Here is a 17,495-nt window from a genome sequence, read left to right as displayed (position 1 = left end):
ACGTTTCAGTACCTATGCCTACCGTGGCTACTTCCGACAACAACACCGCATCAACTATCCACGGAGCGATGCCGCGATTCCGAACGCCATGCGCTGGGTCGCCGACCTCGCCATCTTGCCTCCTGCCCGCCTGCATTCACCTTTCGACGAAGGCACGCTCGATCACGTAATCGCCTGGCTCACGCGTACGCGGCGAAGCCTGGAAACCGCGACCATCCAACAACGCGCTGGTGTCATCCAGCATCGCCTGACTGCCGCACAGCATCACCCGGTCGGTGACCGGATTCAGTGGCGGCAGGCCCGCAAAATCGCTCATGCGTTCATCCACGATGGCATCGGTGAGACGCCCGCGATGGCGAAACGGTTCACGCGTGACACTGGGGTAATAGACCAGCTTTTCGCGCACCAGATCGCCCAGATACGTATGCGACGGCAGCTCCTGCTCCAGATACTGGGCGAATACCAGGTCGCTGATGCGGCGCACGCCGTGCGCCAGCACGACCCGATCGAAGCGCTCATAGGTTTCCGGGTCGCGCACGATGCTGAGGAAAGGCGCCAGGCCCGTGCCTGTGCCCAGCAGGTACAGATGCTTGCCGGGCTTCAAATCGTTCAGCACCAGCGTACCGGTGGGCTTGCGGCTCACCATGATGGGATCGCCCGGCTTGAGGTGCTGGAGCCGCGAAGTGAGCGGCCCATCGGACACCTTGATGCTGACGAATTCCAGATGTTCCTCGTAGTTCGCACTGGCGATGGAATACGCCCGCAGCAACGGCTTGCCTTCCACTTCCAGGCCAAGCATCACGAAGTGACCGCTATCGAATCGAAAGCCCGGGTCTCGCGTCGTGCGAAAACTGAAAAGGCTGTCGTTCCAGTGATGAACTTCGATCACATACTCCGTCGCCAATGCCACCATCACAGCCACCGTTGCCAAGTGAATAGATGCATGCACGCGACCAGACGATTCGACACGCGAGACGGATCTGGCTGTCGAATCGCTGGACCGTCAGTGTCTTGGTACAAGTTTCTGACAGTGGAAGTCAATCCTGCTTAGTGATGCTTTTTCGTACTCGTCAATTTCATGAAAAACATCGGCACGTATCGACGAATAATCACAAGACAATCACAAGACGCCTGCTACCGGCCGCGTCGTTTTCGCGACCGCGCACGCTTGTTTGATGTGCCCGCCATGGATGCTCTTGCCGATTACGTTGTTCGCCAGGATTTGAGTTGCGCATCGTCACGGACGACGAATCGCCACGCCGGCCTTGCAACGGCCAGGCATGCCACCACCTCAGACCGGTTCGCCGGCTCGAAGGCAGGCCAGAATGAGCACCCAGGCCGCAGTCTCATAGTCAAGCTCAATGACCATGATGCCAACAATCAATTAGACCTATGGTGTCAAACCCCGTAACCTTGCAGCTCATCCCACCACAACCAACGGAAAACAACCGATGTCGTTGATCAATACCGAAATCAAGCCGTTCAAGGCACAGGCCTATAAGAATGGCCAGTTTGTCGAAGTGACCGATGCCACGCTGAAGGGCAAGTGGTCCGTGGTGGTGTTCTATCCCGCCGACTTCACCTTCGTCTGCCCGACGGAGCTGGAAGATCTGGCCGATCACAATGATCAGTTCCAGAAGCTGGGCGTCGACATCTATGCGGTTTCGACCGACACCCACTTCGCCCACAAGGCATGGCACGACACGTCCGACGCGATCAAGAAGGTGCAGTACACCATGATCGGCGATCCGACCGGCGCGATCACCCGCAACTTCGACGTGATGATCGAAGAAGAAGGCCTCGCCCTGCGCGGCACCTTCCTGATCAACCCGGAAGGCCAGATCAAGCTGTGCGAAATCCACGACAACGGCATCGGCCGCTCGGCCTCCGAGCTGCTGCGCAAGGTCAAGGCCGCGCAGTACGTCGCCGCCCATCCGGGTGAAGTGTGCCCGGCCAAGTGGCAGGAAGGCGACAAGACGCTGAAGCCGTCGCTGAGCCTGGTTGGCAAGATCTAAGTACAACGAAGTCCTATCTTGCGGCCCGCTGCATCGGGCCGCCTTGGACCCGGCACCCCGCCGGGTCCTTTTTCCCAAGTTCCAAGACGCACGCAACGCCCGGCAACGACCGCGGTGGTAGCGGCGCTCACCCCGAATAAAGGATGGAGTCACCATGTTGGATGCCGATCTGAAGTCCCAGCTGCAGGCCTACCTCGAGAACCTCGTTCATCCGATCGAGCTGGTGGCATCGCTCGACCAGGGTGAGTCCTCGCAGGAGCTCAAGGCACTGCTGGAAGACATCGCCCCGCTGTCGACCAAGATCACGCTGCGCCTCGACGGCAGCGACGCGCGCAAGCCGTCGTTCGCGATCAACCGCACCGGCACCGACGTGGGCGTGCGCTTCGCCGGCATCCCGATGGGCCACGAGTTCACCTCGCTGGTGCTCGCCCTGCTGCAGGTCGGCGGCCATCCGTCCAAGGCCTCGCAGGAAGTCATCGAACAGGTGCGCAACCTCGATGGTCAATACCGCTTCGAAACCTTCATGTCGCTCTCCTGCCACAGCTGCCCTGACACCGTGCAGGCACTGAACCTGATGAGCGTGCTCAATCCCAACATCTCCCATGTGGCGATTGACGGCGCGCTGTTCCAGGACGAAGTGAACGAGCGCCAGGTGATGGCCGTCCCCACCGTCTACCTCAACGGTGAATTCTTCGACACCGGCCGCATGGAGATCGAGCAGATCGCCGCGCGCCTGGATACCAATGCCCATGCACGCACTGCCGAACGCCTGAGCAACAAGGCGCCGTTCGACGTACTGGTGGTCGGCGGCGGTCCCGCCGGCGCTGCTGCAGCCATCTACGCGGCCCGCAAGGGCATCCGCACCGGCGTCGCCGCCGAACGCTTCGGCGGCCAGGTGCTGGACACCATGGCGATCGAGAACTTCATCTCGGTGCCGTATACCGAAGGCCCGAAGCTGGCGGCCTCGCTGGAACAGCACGTGCACGAATACGACGTGGACGTGATGAACCTGCAGCGCGCCGAGCAGCTGATCCCGGCCACCACCGAAGGCGGCTTGCATCAGGTGCGGCTTGCCAACGGCGCCTTGCTCAAGGCCAAGACAGTGATTCTTTCCACCGGCGCCCGCTGGCGCAACATGAACGTGCCGGGCGAGCAGGATTACCGCAACAAGGGCGTCACCTATTGCCCGCACTGCGATGGCCCGCTGTTCAAGGGCAAGCGCGTGGCGGTGATCGGCGGCGGCAACTCGGGCGTGGAAGCGGCGATTGACCTGGCCGGCATCGTCGGTCACGTCACCCTGCTCGAATTCGACAGCAAGCTGCGCGCGGACGAAGTGCTGCAGCGCAAGCTGCGCAGCCTGCCGAACGTCGACATCATCGTCAGCGCGCAGACCACCGAAGTGGTGGGCGACGGCCAGAAAGTGACCGGACTCAACTACACCGACCGCAACAGTGGCGAGCATCACTCGGTTGCCCTCGAAGGCGTGTTCGTACAGATCGGCCTGTTGCCCAACACCGACTGGCTCAAGGGCACCATCGCACTGTCGCCGCGCAACGAAATCGAAGTGGACGCCCGCGGCGAAACCTCGGTACCCGGCGTGTTCGCTGCCGGCGACGTCACCACGGTGCCGTACAAGCAGATCGTCATCGCCATGGGCGAAGGCTCCAAGGCCTCACTGAGCGCCTTCGACTACCTGATCCGCCTGCCGGTGGAAGAGACTGTCAAGGAAGCCGCCGTCGCTTGATGCGGTGACACATGGCAAAGCCCGCGCGTCCTCGGCGACGCGCGGGATCATGTTTGGAATCGACGAACGCCATGCGCAAAGCATGGCGTTCGCGTCGGTACTACATCTTCGCCACGATAGGATCTATCTTGAACGCGCGTCCGTGACTGATCTTGGCCTTCATCACACCCTGGCGCTCGGCAAAGTAGTTCTGCGTCGTGCAGAGATAGTCGCCAACTTGCAGATGTTGATCGATCAAACGAAGTGCGGCGGGAGTGAACTTGGGATCGCGCAGCAATTGCCCACGCTCCTGTTCCGTCACCGCATGGATATCGGCCAGCTCCGCACTGAGCGTGAGGCTGCCATTGAGACCGTAGACATCCATGCGGCCACCACGCATCCCGGCAGCGTATTCCGCCTTGGAGATGACCTCGTGGATGAAGACGTTGTTGCCGCTCAAGAAGCCATCCAGACGCATGCATCCTTGCGCATCGGTCACGCCAAGGCGAACGACCGCACCAGCGTTCCCATTCTGGGCATCGGCCGCTAGTCCCAGATACGAACTGGTGCCAAAGAACAGCGCGCCAGGCTTCGGCTTGCCGTTGCTGGTGGCCTCGATGGCCACGCACAGCGACTTGTTGATGCCCATGATGGTCATGCGGACATCGGCGTCCTTGACCTCGAAGCGAATGGCGCCATCGTCGTCGTGCGTTGTCACCCTGACGCCATCGACCTCCATGGCGAAGTCCCATCCATTGCGCCGGCCAAACTTCAGGCTGGTGCCGTCGCCATGACGCCAGATCACGAATTCAAACAATTCATACCGACCCGGCGGTAGTGCGAAGCGCGTGACCTCGCCACCGATCACCCAACGAATACCGCCGACGAGCTTGGCTTCGTCGACATAGCCATCGGGACCGGCGATCTGGGCAAACGCGGTGCCCTCCTTGACCACGCCGAAAGCATATTGCACGGTGCCATCGGGCGCCGAATAACCATTGGCATCCGATCCCGGCACGCCAGCCCAGATTTTCTTGGACAGCTCGATCTTGGGTGGCTTGCCGCCGGTATTGCTTACCTTGACCTGCAAGGTGCCATGCCGCTCAAAGAAGTAGTTCTGGTTCGAGCAGAGATAGTCGCCCACCTGCAGATTGGCCGCCATCAGCGTCCGCGCAGCATCGCTGCATCCCGGATCGCTCAAGAGGCGTTCACGCTCGTCGGCATCGACCTGGTGCACATCAGGGAATGGCGCGCTGTACCACAGGCTGCCGTCGAGGCGGTACACATCCATCTGCGTGGCGCGCACACCTGCTTCATAGTCGGCCTTTGGAATCACTTCGTGGATGAACACGTTGTTGCCGGAAACGAAGCCGTCCAGGTGGACCTCACCAAGCGCGTCGGTCAGCCCCACGCGAATAACCGCCGAATCGTTCCATGGCCGCGGAAACGGCGCCAGGCCCAAATAGGAACTGGTGCCGAAGAACAACACGCCCGGCTTCAGGCTGCCATCGGCCGTCTTTTTCAGGCGAACGGAAACGGATTTGTTGATCAGGCACAGGGCGACACGCGGGTCGGCGTCACGGACTTGGAATTCGATGCCACCGTCATCGTCGGTGGATTTGATCGGCGCGCCGTTGATCTCGGCGGTGTAATCCCAGCCGCCGCGCTTGGCGAACTTCAATTCGCCATCGACGGTGCGCACGATGGCGAATTCGTAAAGGCGATACGCTCCCGGCGGCAGTTCGAAGGCAGTGCCCTGGGCTCCGCTGACCCAGCGAACACCACCGATCAACTTCGATGCATCAACGAAGCCATCGGCCCCGGCGATATCGCCAAAGTGGACTCCGGCCGGCGCAACGCCAAAGGCATACCGAACGGTGTCGCTCAGCACGGTGTATCCATGGGCATCTGCTGCTGGCGAGTAGTCCCAGAGCTTCTTGGTGAGAATCACAGCAACTGCCTTACCACTTGCCATAACGAACTCCTCGAATCGACGACGGTGTGATGGGGCGGAACGATGACGTGCGGATCCCTGCGTCTCCGCACGCACATTCGCAAAAAACCACGCAGACGACTTCAGAGGATTCCCCGTGCGGCATGAGGCAAGTTGACTCAGTACCCGGGTGACTTGCCGAATTTCACCTTGGCGCAGCCAAGGCGTTTTTCGAGCGATCACACCGCGCAAGTCAGTCCAGGCGCGGCTTATAACCTGACGTGATGCCGACATGAGAAATGCTCATCTGTCGGAGTCTTTTAATCGTTCGAAGCTCGGGTTTTCATAGGCCCACACCCTTCTTCACTGCTGCCAGAAGGCAGCGTGGCGGCGCTGCGCCAGGCTTCGACGCGGGCCTGCGTCGGGAGGAATGCGGTCCGCAAGACCGCCTCCCCCCACCCTCATCTCTCATTCGCGAACCCGAGACACGCCGCCATGCCCAACGCTCTCCATCTCTCGAAGATCCCACTGCTTGCCGCCGCGCTATGGGTCGTCCTGCCAGCCGCCAGCCTGCACGCCGCAGAAGCCAGGACACCACTGACTATCGACCAAGCATTGAAAGCCTCGGCTGAGCAGCATCGTCCGGTGCTGGTCGATTTTCAGGCCGTGTGGTGCTACTCCTGCTACTACATGGCGAGCCACGTGTTGAGCGGCCCCGAATGGGATGCGGTACAGCGCAAGGCGATCGTGGTCGAGGCCGATGCCGATTCGCCAGACGGCCAGGCCTGGATGAAGAAACTCCACGCGTCCTTCCTGCCCAGCTACGTGGTGCTCGATGAGCATGGCAACGAACTGGGTCGCATCTCGGCGGAACAACCGCGTGCATCGTTCTATCCGAAGATCAACGCCATCCTCGCCACCGGCGATACGCTGGAAGGGCTCAAGCAAAAGGCCAGCAAGGGCGCGCCGGGCGATATCGCCAACGTGCTGGAGGCTTATCAGGCGCGCACCGAAGGCGGCGACGGATTGAACTGGTTCGCCAGCCTGCCGGCGAGCCAGCAGCAGATTGCACGCGCGAACCACGGGGTTGGCCTGGCACTCGATCAGCTCGCGCTGGCCAAGGCCTTGGCCGCTGACGACAATGCTGCCGTCATAGCCAACGCGCAGAAGGTGCTCGCTCAGGATATCGGCTGCCAGCGCCCCTACGTGCTGGAGAATCTGCTCGATGCCACCGACAAACTCCCAGCCACCGAACGCAAGTCACTGCTCGCCGCGCAGCGCAAGCCGCTCGACCAGTACGTCAATACGCAGGTACTCATTGCCAAGCCGCTGTGCGCAGACCAGCGCAGCGCTGTGCTCACCAGTGCGCAGCTCGATGAGGTACTCGGCGAGCATGACGCAGCAGCAGCCATACTCGATCGCGCCATCACCCAGACACGACAGCGCCTGGGCAACCACCTCGCCAGCGACCGCAACCTGGCCGACAACCTGCGCATCTACCTGTTGCGTGCCAAGCGCAGCGCCGAACTGGATGACTACCAGCACCAGCTGATCGCCGCCTACCCCGACGACTATGTCTATGCCTATCGCTATGGCCGCAACCTGGTGGAAACCGGCAAGCCGGCAGAGGCATTGCCGTATCTCGCGCAGGCCGCCGACAAGGCATACGGCGCCAACCGCCTCGCCGTGGCCTTGCAGCGCGTGAAGGCGTTGAAGGCACTGCATCGCGACGACGAGGCAAACAAAGTGGCCGCCGAAGTACTGGAAACCAATGGCCCCTGGTTCAAGCCGCAGGCCGACGCACTGAAGGCTGCGCTCAAAGCGTAAACGCGCAAGCACACCGCGTCCGGGCGATGGACGCGGTGTGCTGATCAGCGCGTAAGGAACGCGCTGTTACTCGCGCAGCTGTTGCAGCAAATGCTCCAGCTCAGCGCGCAGCTGACGGACCTGCGACAACGCCAGGTCACGCTCGCGTAGCACTTCGTGATGCACCACCAGCGATACGGCGTGCATCGACAGGGTTTTCTTTCTCGCTCGATAGCGACGCGCGCGCTCCGCCGCCGTCAGCGCATTGGGCTTGCGCGGACGCCCGCGTGGCCGCTTGAACGCCAAGGGCAACGCAAGCGTGCCCGGATCCCGGGGGTCAACCATGGCACCTCCTCCTTTTTTTGCGCGTATTTTACGTGACGTCACGTAAAATACAAGAAAAATCTTACGGAAAAACAGGGGGAAAGCAGCCTTTTTTCATCTGCGGTCGCTGCTTGCGGTTGTCGACGCGAGCGGCCCTCGTGCGTTCACGTGACAAGGAGATTCCTGTCGCTACCGTGCAATCGCGGGCTGCCCGAGGACGCGGCCAGGCGATGCCGGGGCGAGTGAGCCCACCGCGCAGAAGAAGAAGGAAAAGCAGAAGATGGATTCGCTCTATGAGCTGTCATCGCGGGCCATCCGCCGTCTCTATGACGCTCGCATCAACACGCCGCCCGTGCTGGATATCGATACCTACTTTCCCGATGGATATCGCTTCCGCGATGCATGGGAAGTCGTTCGTGGCGAGGCGATGGCGATACTCGACAGCGCCCAGCCCATTCCCCGCTTCCACGAGATCATGCCCACGCAGGCGGACATCTCAGCGAACGACGGGCGCGACTGGCGCATGTTTCTGCTCAAGGTGTACGGGCAGGACATCCCGTCCAATCAGGCGCACTGCCCGTTGCTGACACAGCTGCTGGCCAGTTGCCCTGATGTGTTGTCAGCCACGCTGTCCTTCCTGGCGCCGCATAAGCACATTCCGCGGCATACCGGGCCTTTCCGGGGCATCCTGCGTTATCAGCTAAACCTCGAGGCGCCGCTCGGCCTCGACGGCCGTCCCAGCGCCGTGCTGTGGCTGGCCGGGGATGAGCATCGCCTGGGCAATGGCGAGCACTTGCTGTGGGACGACACTTATCCGCACGAGGTGTGGAACCGCAGCGAGCACACGCGGGTGGCGTTGCTACTGGATGTGCGCCGGACAGACATGCCGCTGGACCTGCGCCTGCTGTCGAGCGCCGTAACCAAGAGCGTCGGCATGGTGGTGCGCTGGCGGGGCTTTTCCTGAGCTTGCATGGCAGCGCCAGGGGCTACCTTCGCCGCCTGGCCTGGCTCAGTGCACCATCCCGGCATTGTGGCTGGGCGCTTCGCCCCCATGGAAGGTTACGCCATGCGCACATGGAACAAGACCTTACCTGGGACGGTGGGCGTATGCTCGGCAAAGTGGACGAAATTCGTGAAGTCGACTTCAGCAGGATGGGCACCCTGGTCCTCGCGGGCGGTGGCAATCGATGCTGGTGGCAGTCGGGCGCGCTGCGGCATTTGATGGAGCGCGGCATGCGGCTGCCCGCGCAACTGGTCGGCACCAGTGCTGGCGCAGCCGTAGCCGCCTCGTTTCTCGCGCAAGGCGCTGACACGGCGCTGCAAACCTGCCTGAAGCTCTACGCCGGCAATCCCAGGATTTTCGACTGGTCCGCGCTGCCGAAACTCAAGCTGAAATTTGCCCACCAGCAGGTGTATCCCGCATGGGTCGATGCATTCTTGAATGAATCGACTTTCGACACGTTACGGCATTCCTCCTCACGCCTAGTCGTTGCCCTCACTCGGCCGGCGCGGTTCCTGGGAACGAGGGGATCCGTGGCCGCAGGAACACTGGCCTATCTCGTCGACAAATACCTGTGGAACAGCATCCATCCTCGACTTCCCAGAGTGCTGGGGCTTCGTCAGGACTTCATGGTGCTAAACGATTGCTCCGACATCGACACGGCGCAGGCTCTGCTTATTGCCGCTGCGTCGGCGCCACCCATCATGTCCGCGCGTGCGGTCGGGGGCGGGATGGCGATCGATGGCGGCTACACGGATAACGCCCCGATTCCACGCCAATCGGAAGCGGAGCGATCGAACACGCTGGTGATGCTCACCCGCCACTATCCGAAACTGCCGCCGATGTTCAGCTGGCAGGGGCGGACTTATTGGCAGCCCAGCCAACGCATTCCCGTCTCAACCTGGGACTGCACGCCGAAGACGACGGTGCGCGAGGCCTACGATCTGGGGACGCAGGACTCGCTGCGAGCATTGAGTACCGGCTTGCTTCGATAGCTGCGCCGCTTACGGCAGCACGCGATCACGAAGGCGTCGTCGTCAGTGGTGCTTGTGCGGACGGGCCGGGATGAACGGCGACACCGGATCGCTGGCGGGAAACGTCTCTTCCAGCGCTTCATCCTGCAGAGCCTGGCTATGCGATTCGGCATCGCTGCGCGCGAGACGCTTGGCATCGCGATCGGACCGATGGCGGCGAGGATCGCTGGCTTGATCGGTAGAACTCTTTTCTCGACGTGGCATGGTGCGTTCCTCCCCGGCACAGGCGCCGCAACGCATCGGCAACCCGACTGGCGCCGAACTGCAAAACACCGGCGCAGCCTGCCCGAGCGATGCCCGTGACCAGCGATGCCTCGCCAGCCACGGGAGTCAGATCGATCAGGCGTGGCGACTGGTTTCGAACAAGAACCACACGCGGCGCTCGGCCTCGTCGATCCAGTTTTCCAGCAGGCTGGCCGTGGCCACGTCCTTGTACTCGTCGCACAACTCATGCGTGGCGCGCATATAGCCGGCGAGGCGCTGATTGTCCTCGCGAAGCTCGGCCAGCATGTCGTCCGGCGTCACGAAGTCGGCGTCGTTGTCGGACAGGCGGGCCAGCCGCTTGGCATGGCCCAGCGAACGCAGCGTGGTGCCGCCCAGCTTGCGCACGCGCTCGGCAATGGGGTCCACGGTGGCGTAGATCTGGTCCGACTGTTCGTCCAGCAACAGGTGGTAGTCGCGGAAATACGGCCCGGACATGTGCCAGTGGAAGTTCTTGGTCTTCAGGTACAGGGCCAGGACGTCGGCCAGCAGTGCATTGAGTTCGCCGGAGATGTCGCGCGTCGCCTTCTCGCCCAGTGCCGAAGGCGTATTGAGCGCTGCCTTCTGACGGGTCTTGGCGGCCGCGGTGTCGCCCTTGGCCTTGCTAGTCTTGCTCATTGAGGTTACTCCGCTGTTGGCTCTTGGGATGCCCTGATCCATGCATACGGCATAGATCAGGGCATCTCTTAGAGTATGGACCGGCAAATGTCATTTCGATGTCGCTGCCGGCGCGGCGAAGCACCACATGCTGCCGAAGGCCGGCACCGCCATGGCACCATCCTGCTCGACTGATCGCATCAATGACTGGCAGCGTGGATCTCGGCCACGTAGCCACCCGGGAATGCCACCAAAGCCGACTCGCGGCCTTCGCTGGTGAACGGCTCGACCAGGACTTTCGCGCCGTGAGCCCTGGCCTTGGCCAGGGTGTCGGACAGCCTGCTCACTTCGTAACCGGTCGTCTCGTGCCCGTAGGGATAGGGCAAGTGACCGTCGGTGACCAACACCACCATCTTGCCGAAGGTGGATTCGATGCGGACGCGGCGGTACGTGTCGCCCGCACGGCCGATCTCCGCACCAGGCGCCCTGGCCTCATCCGAAACGACCTTGCCGTGCGAGAACGTCACGAAGCTCTTGACGAAGGCATCGACGCGATCCGGCGACACATACACGCGATTTTCCGGAACCGTCTGCAACGGCGCGTAGTTCGGCGGCGTGGTGTGCCAGTACAACTGCATGTTCACGCCGCCGGGCCACTGGATCACCGCATCGCGGCCGATGGCATCGGGAAAGACCTGCACGATCACGTCCGCGCCGGCCGCCCGTGCAGCCTTGACCGCCACGTCGATATCGGCCACCAGGTAGCCGGTGCGCTCGGCGCCGAACGGGTACGGAATCGGTGTGCGGAAGCCGAACAGCGACACCGTGCCCACCGGCGTCTGCAGCAGCTGCGTGCTGGTGCTGCTGGGTGTCGGCGTGACGGTGGCCACGCCCTGCTTGCTGCTCTTGCCACCGAACGTGGCGAGAAAACTGTCGACAAACGCGTTCACATCGGCCGGCGCCACGTAGACATGGGTGGTGTCGTATTGCGAACCCACGGCCACCATGGGCGCCGCCGCTTCTCCGGCGGCCAGGGGCTGCGAGAACGCGGCAATGAAGCCAAAAACCAGGGCAAAAATGCTTGATCCGATACGCATGGGGAGCGTCCTTGGGCATAGAGCGCTGCGAGTTGCCGGGGCCAGCATCGCCTGCTCGCCTAACTCATACCACGCGACCAGCAGAAAACCAGGGGACGGCGTTCAACACGCCAGATCGCTTCGCATCAGAGGCGCCCCAAAAGCGATAGGCGATGAAAACGAACACTACATGGACCCACCAGTCACGCCGTGTGCGCAAGGCGCTGCACGGCGTGACCAGCAAGACGCTTACTTCGACTCTTTTTCCATCAAAGTGTCCACCAGGTTGGCGGGCACTTCCTCGTAGTGGTCGAACTCCATCGTGAACGTACCGCGGCCGCGCGTAGCCGAGCGGAGGAAGTTGATGTAGCCAAACATCTCCGCCAGCGGCACAAAGCCCTGCACGAAGGCCTGCGCACCCTTCTGTCCCTGGTCGCTCACGGTGCCACGACGACGGTTGATGTCGCCGATGACATCGCCGAGATAGTCGGCCTCGGTCACCACCTCCAGCCGCATCACCGGCTCCAGCAGCTTGGGCTTGCTCAGCTTTTGCGCTTCGCGGAAGCACTGCCGCGAGGCGATTTCGAAGGCCAGCGCCGAGGAATCGACATCATGGAACTTGCCGTCGATCAGGCGCGCCTTGAAATCCACCACCTCGTAGCCGGCGATCTGTCCCTCGCGCGACTCCACTTTGATGGCGTGTTCCACCGCGGGGATGTACTCGCGCGGCACGCGGCCGCCGACGATTTCATCGGAGAACACCACGCCACTGCCCGACTCCTGCGGCTCGAAGATGATGGTGACTTCGGCGAACTGGCCTGAACCACCCGACTGCTTCTTGTGCGTATAGGTATGTTCCACCGTGCGACCAAACGCCTCGCGGAAGCTCACCTTGGGCTTGCCCATGTTGGCGTCCACGCCCAGCTCGGTACGCATGCGGTCGATGGTCACCTCCAGGTGCAGCTCGCCCATGCCCTTGAGCACGGTCTGGCCGGTCTCCTTGTCCATCTCCAGGCGGAGCGACGGGTCCGCCTTCACCATCTTGTAGAGCGCCGCGGACATCTTGTCGATGTCGTTGCGGGTCTTGGGTTCCACCGACACGCTGATCACCGGATCGGGGAAGCGCATGCGCTCCAGCAGCGCCGGATGCGCCGGATCGGACAAGGAATCGCCGGTCTCGGTTTCCTTCAATGACACGAACGCGCAGATATCGCCGGCGCGCACCTCGTCGATTTCCTTGGTCGCGTTGGCCTGCACCTCGACGATGCGACCGATGCGTTCCTTTTTGCCGCGGGTGACGTTCTGCAAAGTGTCGCCCTTCTTGATCACGCCCGAATACACGCGGCAGAACGTGAGCGTGCCGAATTGGTCGTTGATCACCTTGAAGGCGAGCGCACGCGCCGGCGCATCATCGATGACGCCCTGCTCGCCGGTGACGTGGCCGTCCTCGTCCACCAGCGCGATGCCGCCGTTCTCGCCGGGGTACGGCATATAGTCGATCACCGCATCCAACAGCTGCTGCACGCCCTTGTTGCGATACGAAGAGCCGCAGAACACCGGCACCAGCTTGCCGGACACGCAGCCCTTGCGGATGCACTGCTTCAACATCTCCGGATCGAATTCGCCGGTTTCGATCAGGCGATCGAACGCGGCGTCGTCCATCGCCAACGCGTACTCCAGCGTCTCGTGGCGCAGTTTTTCCAGGTTGTCCACCCAAGCCTGATCCGCCGCCGTGCTGAACTTCACGCGGCTGGCCACTTCGTTGAGCGGCACGGTATCCCACGGGCTGTCCTTGTCGTCGCCCTTCCACAGATACGCCACGCCAGCGACCAGGTCGGCCATGCCGACGAATTCGTCGTGACTGCCCAGCGGCACCTGGCACAGCAGCACGCTCGCACCAAGACGCTCGCGAATGCCCTTCACGCAGTGCTCGAAGCTCGCGCCGGTGCGATCCATCTTGTTGACGTAGCACAGCCGCGGCACGTTGTACTGGTCGGCCAGGCGCCAGTTGGTTTCGGTCTGCGGCTCCACGCCGGCCACGCCGTCGAACACCACCACCGCGCCGTCGAGCACGCGCAGGCTGCGGTTCACCTCGATGGTGAAATCGACGTGGCCGGGCGTATCGATCAAATTGATCTGGTGCCCCTTCCACTCGGTGGACACCGCCGCCGACTGGATGGTGATACCGCGCTTGCGTTCCTGCTCCAGATAGTCGGTGGTGGTCGAACCCTTGCCATCCTTCGTGTCGTGCACGTCGACGATCTGGTGCTTCTTGCCGGTGTAATACAGGATGCGCTCGGTCGTGGTGGTCTTGCCGGCATCGATGTGCGCGATGATGCCGATGTTGCGATACAGCTCAAGCGACTTCTTGCGTGCCATGGGGTCCTGCCTTGATGAAAAGGTGCATTCCGACCAGGCACGCCACCCGTAACGACAGGTGCCCAGCGCTCCGCCCGATATAGGGTCGTTCAGCCAAGCATCAACGTTGCGTGAAAACCCATGGAATCAGCCACTTGCGAAATCCCTCACGCAAGGCTACGTGAAAACCCGTCTTAAAGCCGCGCCAGCACCCCAGTCCGCCATGCCGTCAGGACGGCCTGGCACAGGCATGCTCATGACGCCAGTGCATAAGCAAATCAGCAAATGTCATTGGACATGTTTGGACGTCTATACCGCTGTTGACTCGCGCAAACCTTCGCCGTTAGCCTGCGATTGTTGCACCGCATCACCATGTCTTTTTCTGGGGAATTACGTCGCATGCATAAGAATTTCGCCGGCCTCAAGGCCGCGCCTAGCGTCCTCGCCGTTGCACTGCTTTCCATCCTTTCGCAGGCCTCCGCGCAGGACGCCACTCCATCGCCATCCACCGAAAGCGCGAAGAAGCTCGGTACCGTCATCGTCACTGGCACGCGCGCCGACAACCGCACCGAGAGCAGCTCGCTCACGCCCATCGACGTCGTCTCGGCGCAAACGCTCAAGCAGACCGGCACCACCGAACTGACCACCGCGCTGGCGCGTATCATTCCATCGCTGACCTTCCCGCGCCCCTCGGCTGCCGATACCGCCGACTCGCAGCGCCCGGCGCAGTTGCGCGGCCTTTCGCCGGACCAAGTGCTGGTGCTGGTGGATGGCAAGCGCTGGCATCCGGGCGCCATCCTGCTCACCAACGGGGTGCTCGGGCGCGGTTCGCAGGCGGTGGATCTCAACACCATTCCGATTGGCGCAGTGGATCACATCGAAGTGCTGCGCGACGGCGCATCCGCGCAGTACGGCTCTGATGCCATCGCAGGCGTGATCAACATCGTATTGAAGAAAGGCGCGGCAGGTGGCGAAGTGGATGTTACTGGCGGCCAGTATTCCGCCGGTGATGGCCGCCAATGGCAAGGCTCCGCCAACTTTGGCATCCCCCTCAGCGACAAGGGATGGATACGCTTCACGCTGCAGGACGGCAACCAGGATTACACCAATCGCGCCGAGCCCAACCGCACGCGCCCGGCTGAAGGCACCACGCAGCGCTACGGCGACCCGGCGGTGCAAGACCACAACCTGTTCCTGAACTCGCAGTTCGACCTCACGCCGAACGTGCAGCTGTACGCCTTTGGCCACTACAGCGAGCGCAACACCACCTCGCCCGCGTTCTTCCGCAACCTGGCCAACAGCAACTCGGTGCCGTCGCTCTATCCCAACGGCTATCTGCCGCTGGAACACGCCGATTCCACCGATCGCTCGCTGGTGATCGGCGTTCGCGGCAAGACCGAAGGCGGCTGGCGTTGGGACGTGAGCGGCAACTACGGCGGCAACCGTGTGTCGTATGCCACCGAGAACAGCGTGAACCGTGCCTTCCTGCATGACTTCGGCTATAGCCCCACCGAGTTCCACGACGGCATCCTAAACTCGTCTCAGCAGTCGTTCGACGTGGACATCGCCAAGGAATTCTCCACCAGCTGGCTGCCCAATCCGGTCACGCTGGCGTTCGGTGCGGAATACCTGCGCCAGACCTACCAGATCGATGCCGGCGACCTGACCTCTTGGTACACCGGCACGTCGGGCGTATCCGGCGGTGCGCAGGGTTTCGGCGGCTACCAACCGACCGATGCCGGCTCCTACAGCCGCCACGACGTCGCCGAGTACGTCAGCCTGGAGTCGAATCTCACCGATCGTTTCGGCGCATCGCTGTCCCTGCGCCACGAGGATTACAGCGACTTCGGCAACACCACCTCCGGTGCGCTGGCGGGACGCTTCGACTTCACCAATCGCTTCGCCTTGCGCGGCAGCGTGTCCACCGGCTTCCGCGCGCCGTCGCTGGCGCAGCAGCACTATTCGTATACCTCGTCGCTGTACTACGGCGCGGGCAACTCGCTGCAGCTGCCGCCAGGCATCTACAACACCGGCCTGGTACCCGTGAACAGCCAGGTCGGCACGCTGCTGGGCGCGCAGCCGCTGGAACCGGAGAAGTCGCACAACTACACCTTCGGCGCGGTGTGGAATCCGCTCGATGCGCTCAACCTGAGCGTGGACATCTATCAGATCAACATCGACAACCGCATCACGTTGTCCAGCAACCTCGCCACCACCTCGCCGGCGGTGCAGTCGTATCTCGCGGCCAATGGCGTCACCAACACCAACTACAGCGGCATCGCCTACTTCACCAATGCGGTGGACACCCGCACCCGCGGCGTGGACCTGGTGGCTAGCTACCTCGGCGATTTCGGTGACGCCGGTTCGCTGCAGAGCACGGTCAGCTACAACTACAACAAGAACAAGGTCACCGACATCAAGGCCAACCCGGCGATCCTCAACCAGCTCGGGGTGAACCTCAAGCGTATCGACCGGCGCGACCAGTACGGCCTGCTGGCCGATACCACGCCGCGCAGCAAGCTGATCCTCAACGAGGTCTACAACCTCAGCCGCTGGAGCTTCAACGGCACGCTGACGCGCTATGGCAGCTTCGTCTCCTACAACTCCACCACGGCCACGCTGGACCAGACGTTCGGTGCCAAGTGGATTCTCGACCTCGCCGTGAACTACAACCTCGACCGCTGGACGTTCACTGTCGGCGGCGACAACGTGCTCAACACCTACCCCGACCGGGTCATTCACGCCAACGACAACAGCGGCACCATGCCGTACTCGGTGTTTTCGCCATTTGGCTTCAATGGCGCCTATGTCTACGGCAAGGTGGCCTACCGCTGGTGACTGCTGCGCGCCGGCCCGATCCACGGGCCGGTGCCTTCACCGCGTACGAACAAAACCTGTGCGATAGCTACCGGATAATCCTCTCCGACGGAGTCGCACCCATGGCCGCCGAACAGCACCTCACCCCCGAGTTCATCGCACAGCAGCGCAAGCGCCTGGAGGCGTTGCGTAAGCAGGTGCTGGGCGGTGAATTGGACGTCAATGCACGCAAGCGCGCCTTCACTGAGGAGCACGGCGACGAGGCCGAGGAGTTCGAGGATTCCGCGCAGGACCTGGCCCAGGAAGAAGTTCGCCAGGCCACCCACGACGTGGACGAGCAACGCGTGAACAACATCGAGCGCGCCCTGCAGAAGATCGACGACGGCACCTACGGCTACTCCGACGAGAGCGGGGACCCCATCCCCAAGGCCCGGCTGGAAGCAGCCCCGGAATCCGTGCTCACCGTGCAGGAAGAGCAGGCCCGCGAGCGCCGCTGACCCCTTGAGCCCGCCGCGTTCGCCCCGATCTTCAGGGCGTTCGGGCACACGCTG

At 62.5% G+C, this 17,495-nt stretch carries 14 protein-coding genes; 7 read left to right on the top strand and 7 right to left on the bottom strand.

The features are described 5' to 3' along the window. Positions 1-136: 136 nt before the first annotated feature. Complete coding sequence (locus tag AC1DMY_RS09135) at positions 137-916, bottom strand: ferredoxin--NADP reductase (RefSeq protein ID WP_441602447.1); 780 nt, start codon at positions 914-916, stop codon at positions 137-139. A 535-nt stretch (positions 917-1,451) separates the two neighbouring features. Here AC1DMY_RS09135 and ahpC point away from each other — a divergent pair. Together ahpC and ahpF are read left to right on the top strand one after the other, a co-directional pair. Next, positions 1,452-2,015 (top strand): alkyl hydroperoxide reductase subunit C, encoded by a 564-nt coding sequence (gene ahpC / locus AC1DMY_RS09130; protein WP_441602279.1) that lies wholly within the window; start codon positions 1,452-1,454, stop codon positions 2,013-2,015. A 154-nt stretch (positions 2,016-2,169) separates the two neighbouring features. After that, entirely contained in the window at positions 2,170-3,759 is a 1,590-nt protein-coding gene (ahpF, locus tag AC1DMY_RS09125) for an alkyl hydroperoxide reductase subunit F (RefSeq protein WP_477164628.1), read from the top strand. A gap of 100 nt (positions 3,760-3,859) precedes the next feature. On the opposite strand, the gene AC1DMY_RS09120 is transcribed toward ahpF, so the two are convergent. Next, on the bottom strand, positions 3,860-5,713 hold the full coding sequence (locus AC1DMY_RS09120) for a hypothetical protein (RefSeq protein WP_477164627.1): 1,854 nt from the start codon (positions 5,711-5,713) through the stop codon (positions 3,860-3,862). Between the two features lie 453 nt (positions 5,714-6,166). On the opposite strand from AC1DMY_RS09120, the gene AC1DMY_RS09115 reads away from it, so the two are divergent. Then, the gene (locus AC1DMY_RS09115) at positions 6,167-7,498 is read left to right on the top strand and encodes a thioredoxin family protein (protein WP_477164626.1); all 1,332 of its coding nucleotides are present in this window, start codon (positions 6,167-6,169) and stop codon (positions 7,496-7,498) included. 66 nt (positions 7,499-7,564) lie between these two features. On the opposite strand, the gene AC1DMY_RS09110 is transcribed toward AC1DMY_RS09115, so the two are convergent. Further along, entirely contained in the window at positions 7,565-7,822 is a 258-nt protein-coding gene (locus AC1DMY_RS09110) for a hypothetical protein (RefSeq protein ID WP_477164625.1), read from the bottom strand. 259 nt (positions 7,823-8,081) lie between these two features. Here AC1DMY_RS09110 and AC1DMY_RS09105 point away from each other — a divergent pair, with 259 nt between their 5' ends. Together AC1DMY_RS09105 and AC1DMY_RS09100 are read left to right on the top strand one after the other, a co-directional pair. After that, the gene (locus tag AC1DMY_RS09105; RefSeq protein ID WP_477164624.1) at positions 8,082-8,765 is read left to right on the top strand and encodes an aspartyl/asparaginyl beta-hydroxylase domain-containing protein; all 684 of its coding nucleotides are present in this window, start codon (positions 8,082-8,084) and stop codon (positions 8,763-8,765) included. A 110-nt stretch (positions 8,766-8,875) separates the two neighbouring features. Next, the gene (locus AC1DMY_RS09100) at positions 8,876-9,796 is read left to right on the top strand and encodes a patatin-like phospholipase family protein (RefSeq protein WP_477164623.1); all 921 of its coding nucleotides are present in this window, start codon (positions 8,876-8,878) and stop codon (positions 9,794-9,796) included. Between the two features lie 42 nt (positions 9,797-9,838). Here AC1DMY_RS09100 and AC1DMY_RS09095 read toward each other — a convergent pair whose 3' ends face one another. The 4 genes from AC1DMY_RS09095 to fusA form a co-directional block, all read right to left on the bottom strand. Continuing rightward, positions 9,839-10,039 carry a hypothetical protein gene (locus tag AC1DMY_RS09095; RefSeq protein ID WP_477164622.1) on the bottom strand — a complete coding sequence of 67 codons (201 nt, stop codon included), beginning with the start codon at positions 10,037-10,039 and terminating at the stop codon, positions 9,839-9,841. A gap of 135 nt (positions 10,040-10,174) precedes the next feature. Further along, positions 10,175-10,714, bottom strand: coding sequence for a Dps family protein (locus tag AC1DMY_RS09090; RefSeq protein ID WP_477164621.1), 540 nt, complete (start codon positions 10,712-10,714; stop codon positions 10,175-10,177). A 179-nt stretch (positions 10,715-10,893) separates the two neighbouring features. Beyond that, positions 10,894-11,790, bottom strand: a complete 897-nt coding sequence (locus AC1DMY_RS09085; RefSeq protein ID WP_477164620.1) for a glyoxalase — start codon at positions 11,788-11,790, stop codon at positions 10,894-10,896. A 228-nt stretch (positions 11,791-12,018) separates the two neighbouring features. Continuing rightward, complete coding sequence (fusA, locus tag AC1DMY_RS09080; protein ID WP_477164619.1) at positions 12,019-14,148, bottom strand: elongation factor G; 2,130 nt, start codon at positions 14,146-14,148, stop codon at positions 12,019-12,021. Positions 14,149-14,526: 378 nt separating this feature from the next. On the opposite strand from fusA, the gene AC1DMY_RS09075 reads away from it, so the two are divergent. Then, positions 14,527-16,965: a TonB-dependent receptor plug domain-containing protein gene (locus AC1DMY_RS09075; RefSeq protein WP_477164618.1), complete on the top strand. Its 2,439-nt coding sequence runs from the start codon at positions 14,527-14,529 to the stop codon at positions 16,963-16,965. A gap of 101 nt (positions 16,966-17,066) precedes the next feature. Then, a complete protein-coding gene (locus tag AC1DMY_RS09070) occupies positions 17,067-17,441 on the top strand; it encodes a TraR/DksA family transcriptional regulator (protein WP_046970814.1) in 375 nt (124 codons plus the stop codon). Positions 17,442-17,495 lie beyond the last annotated feature (54 nt).

The sequence above is a fragment of the Dyella sp. 01L423 genome (genome assembly GCF_056399945.1).
This window is presented reverse-complemented; position numbering and strand designations above follow the sequence as displayed.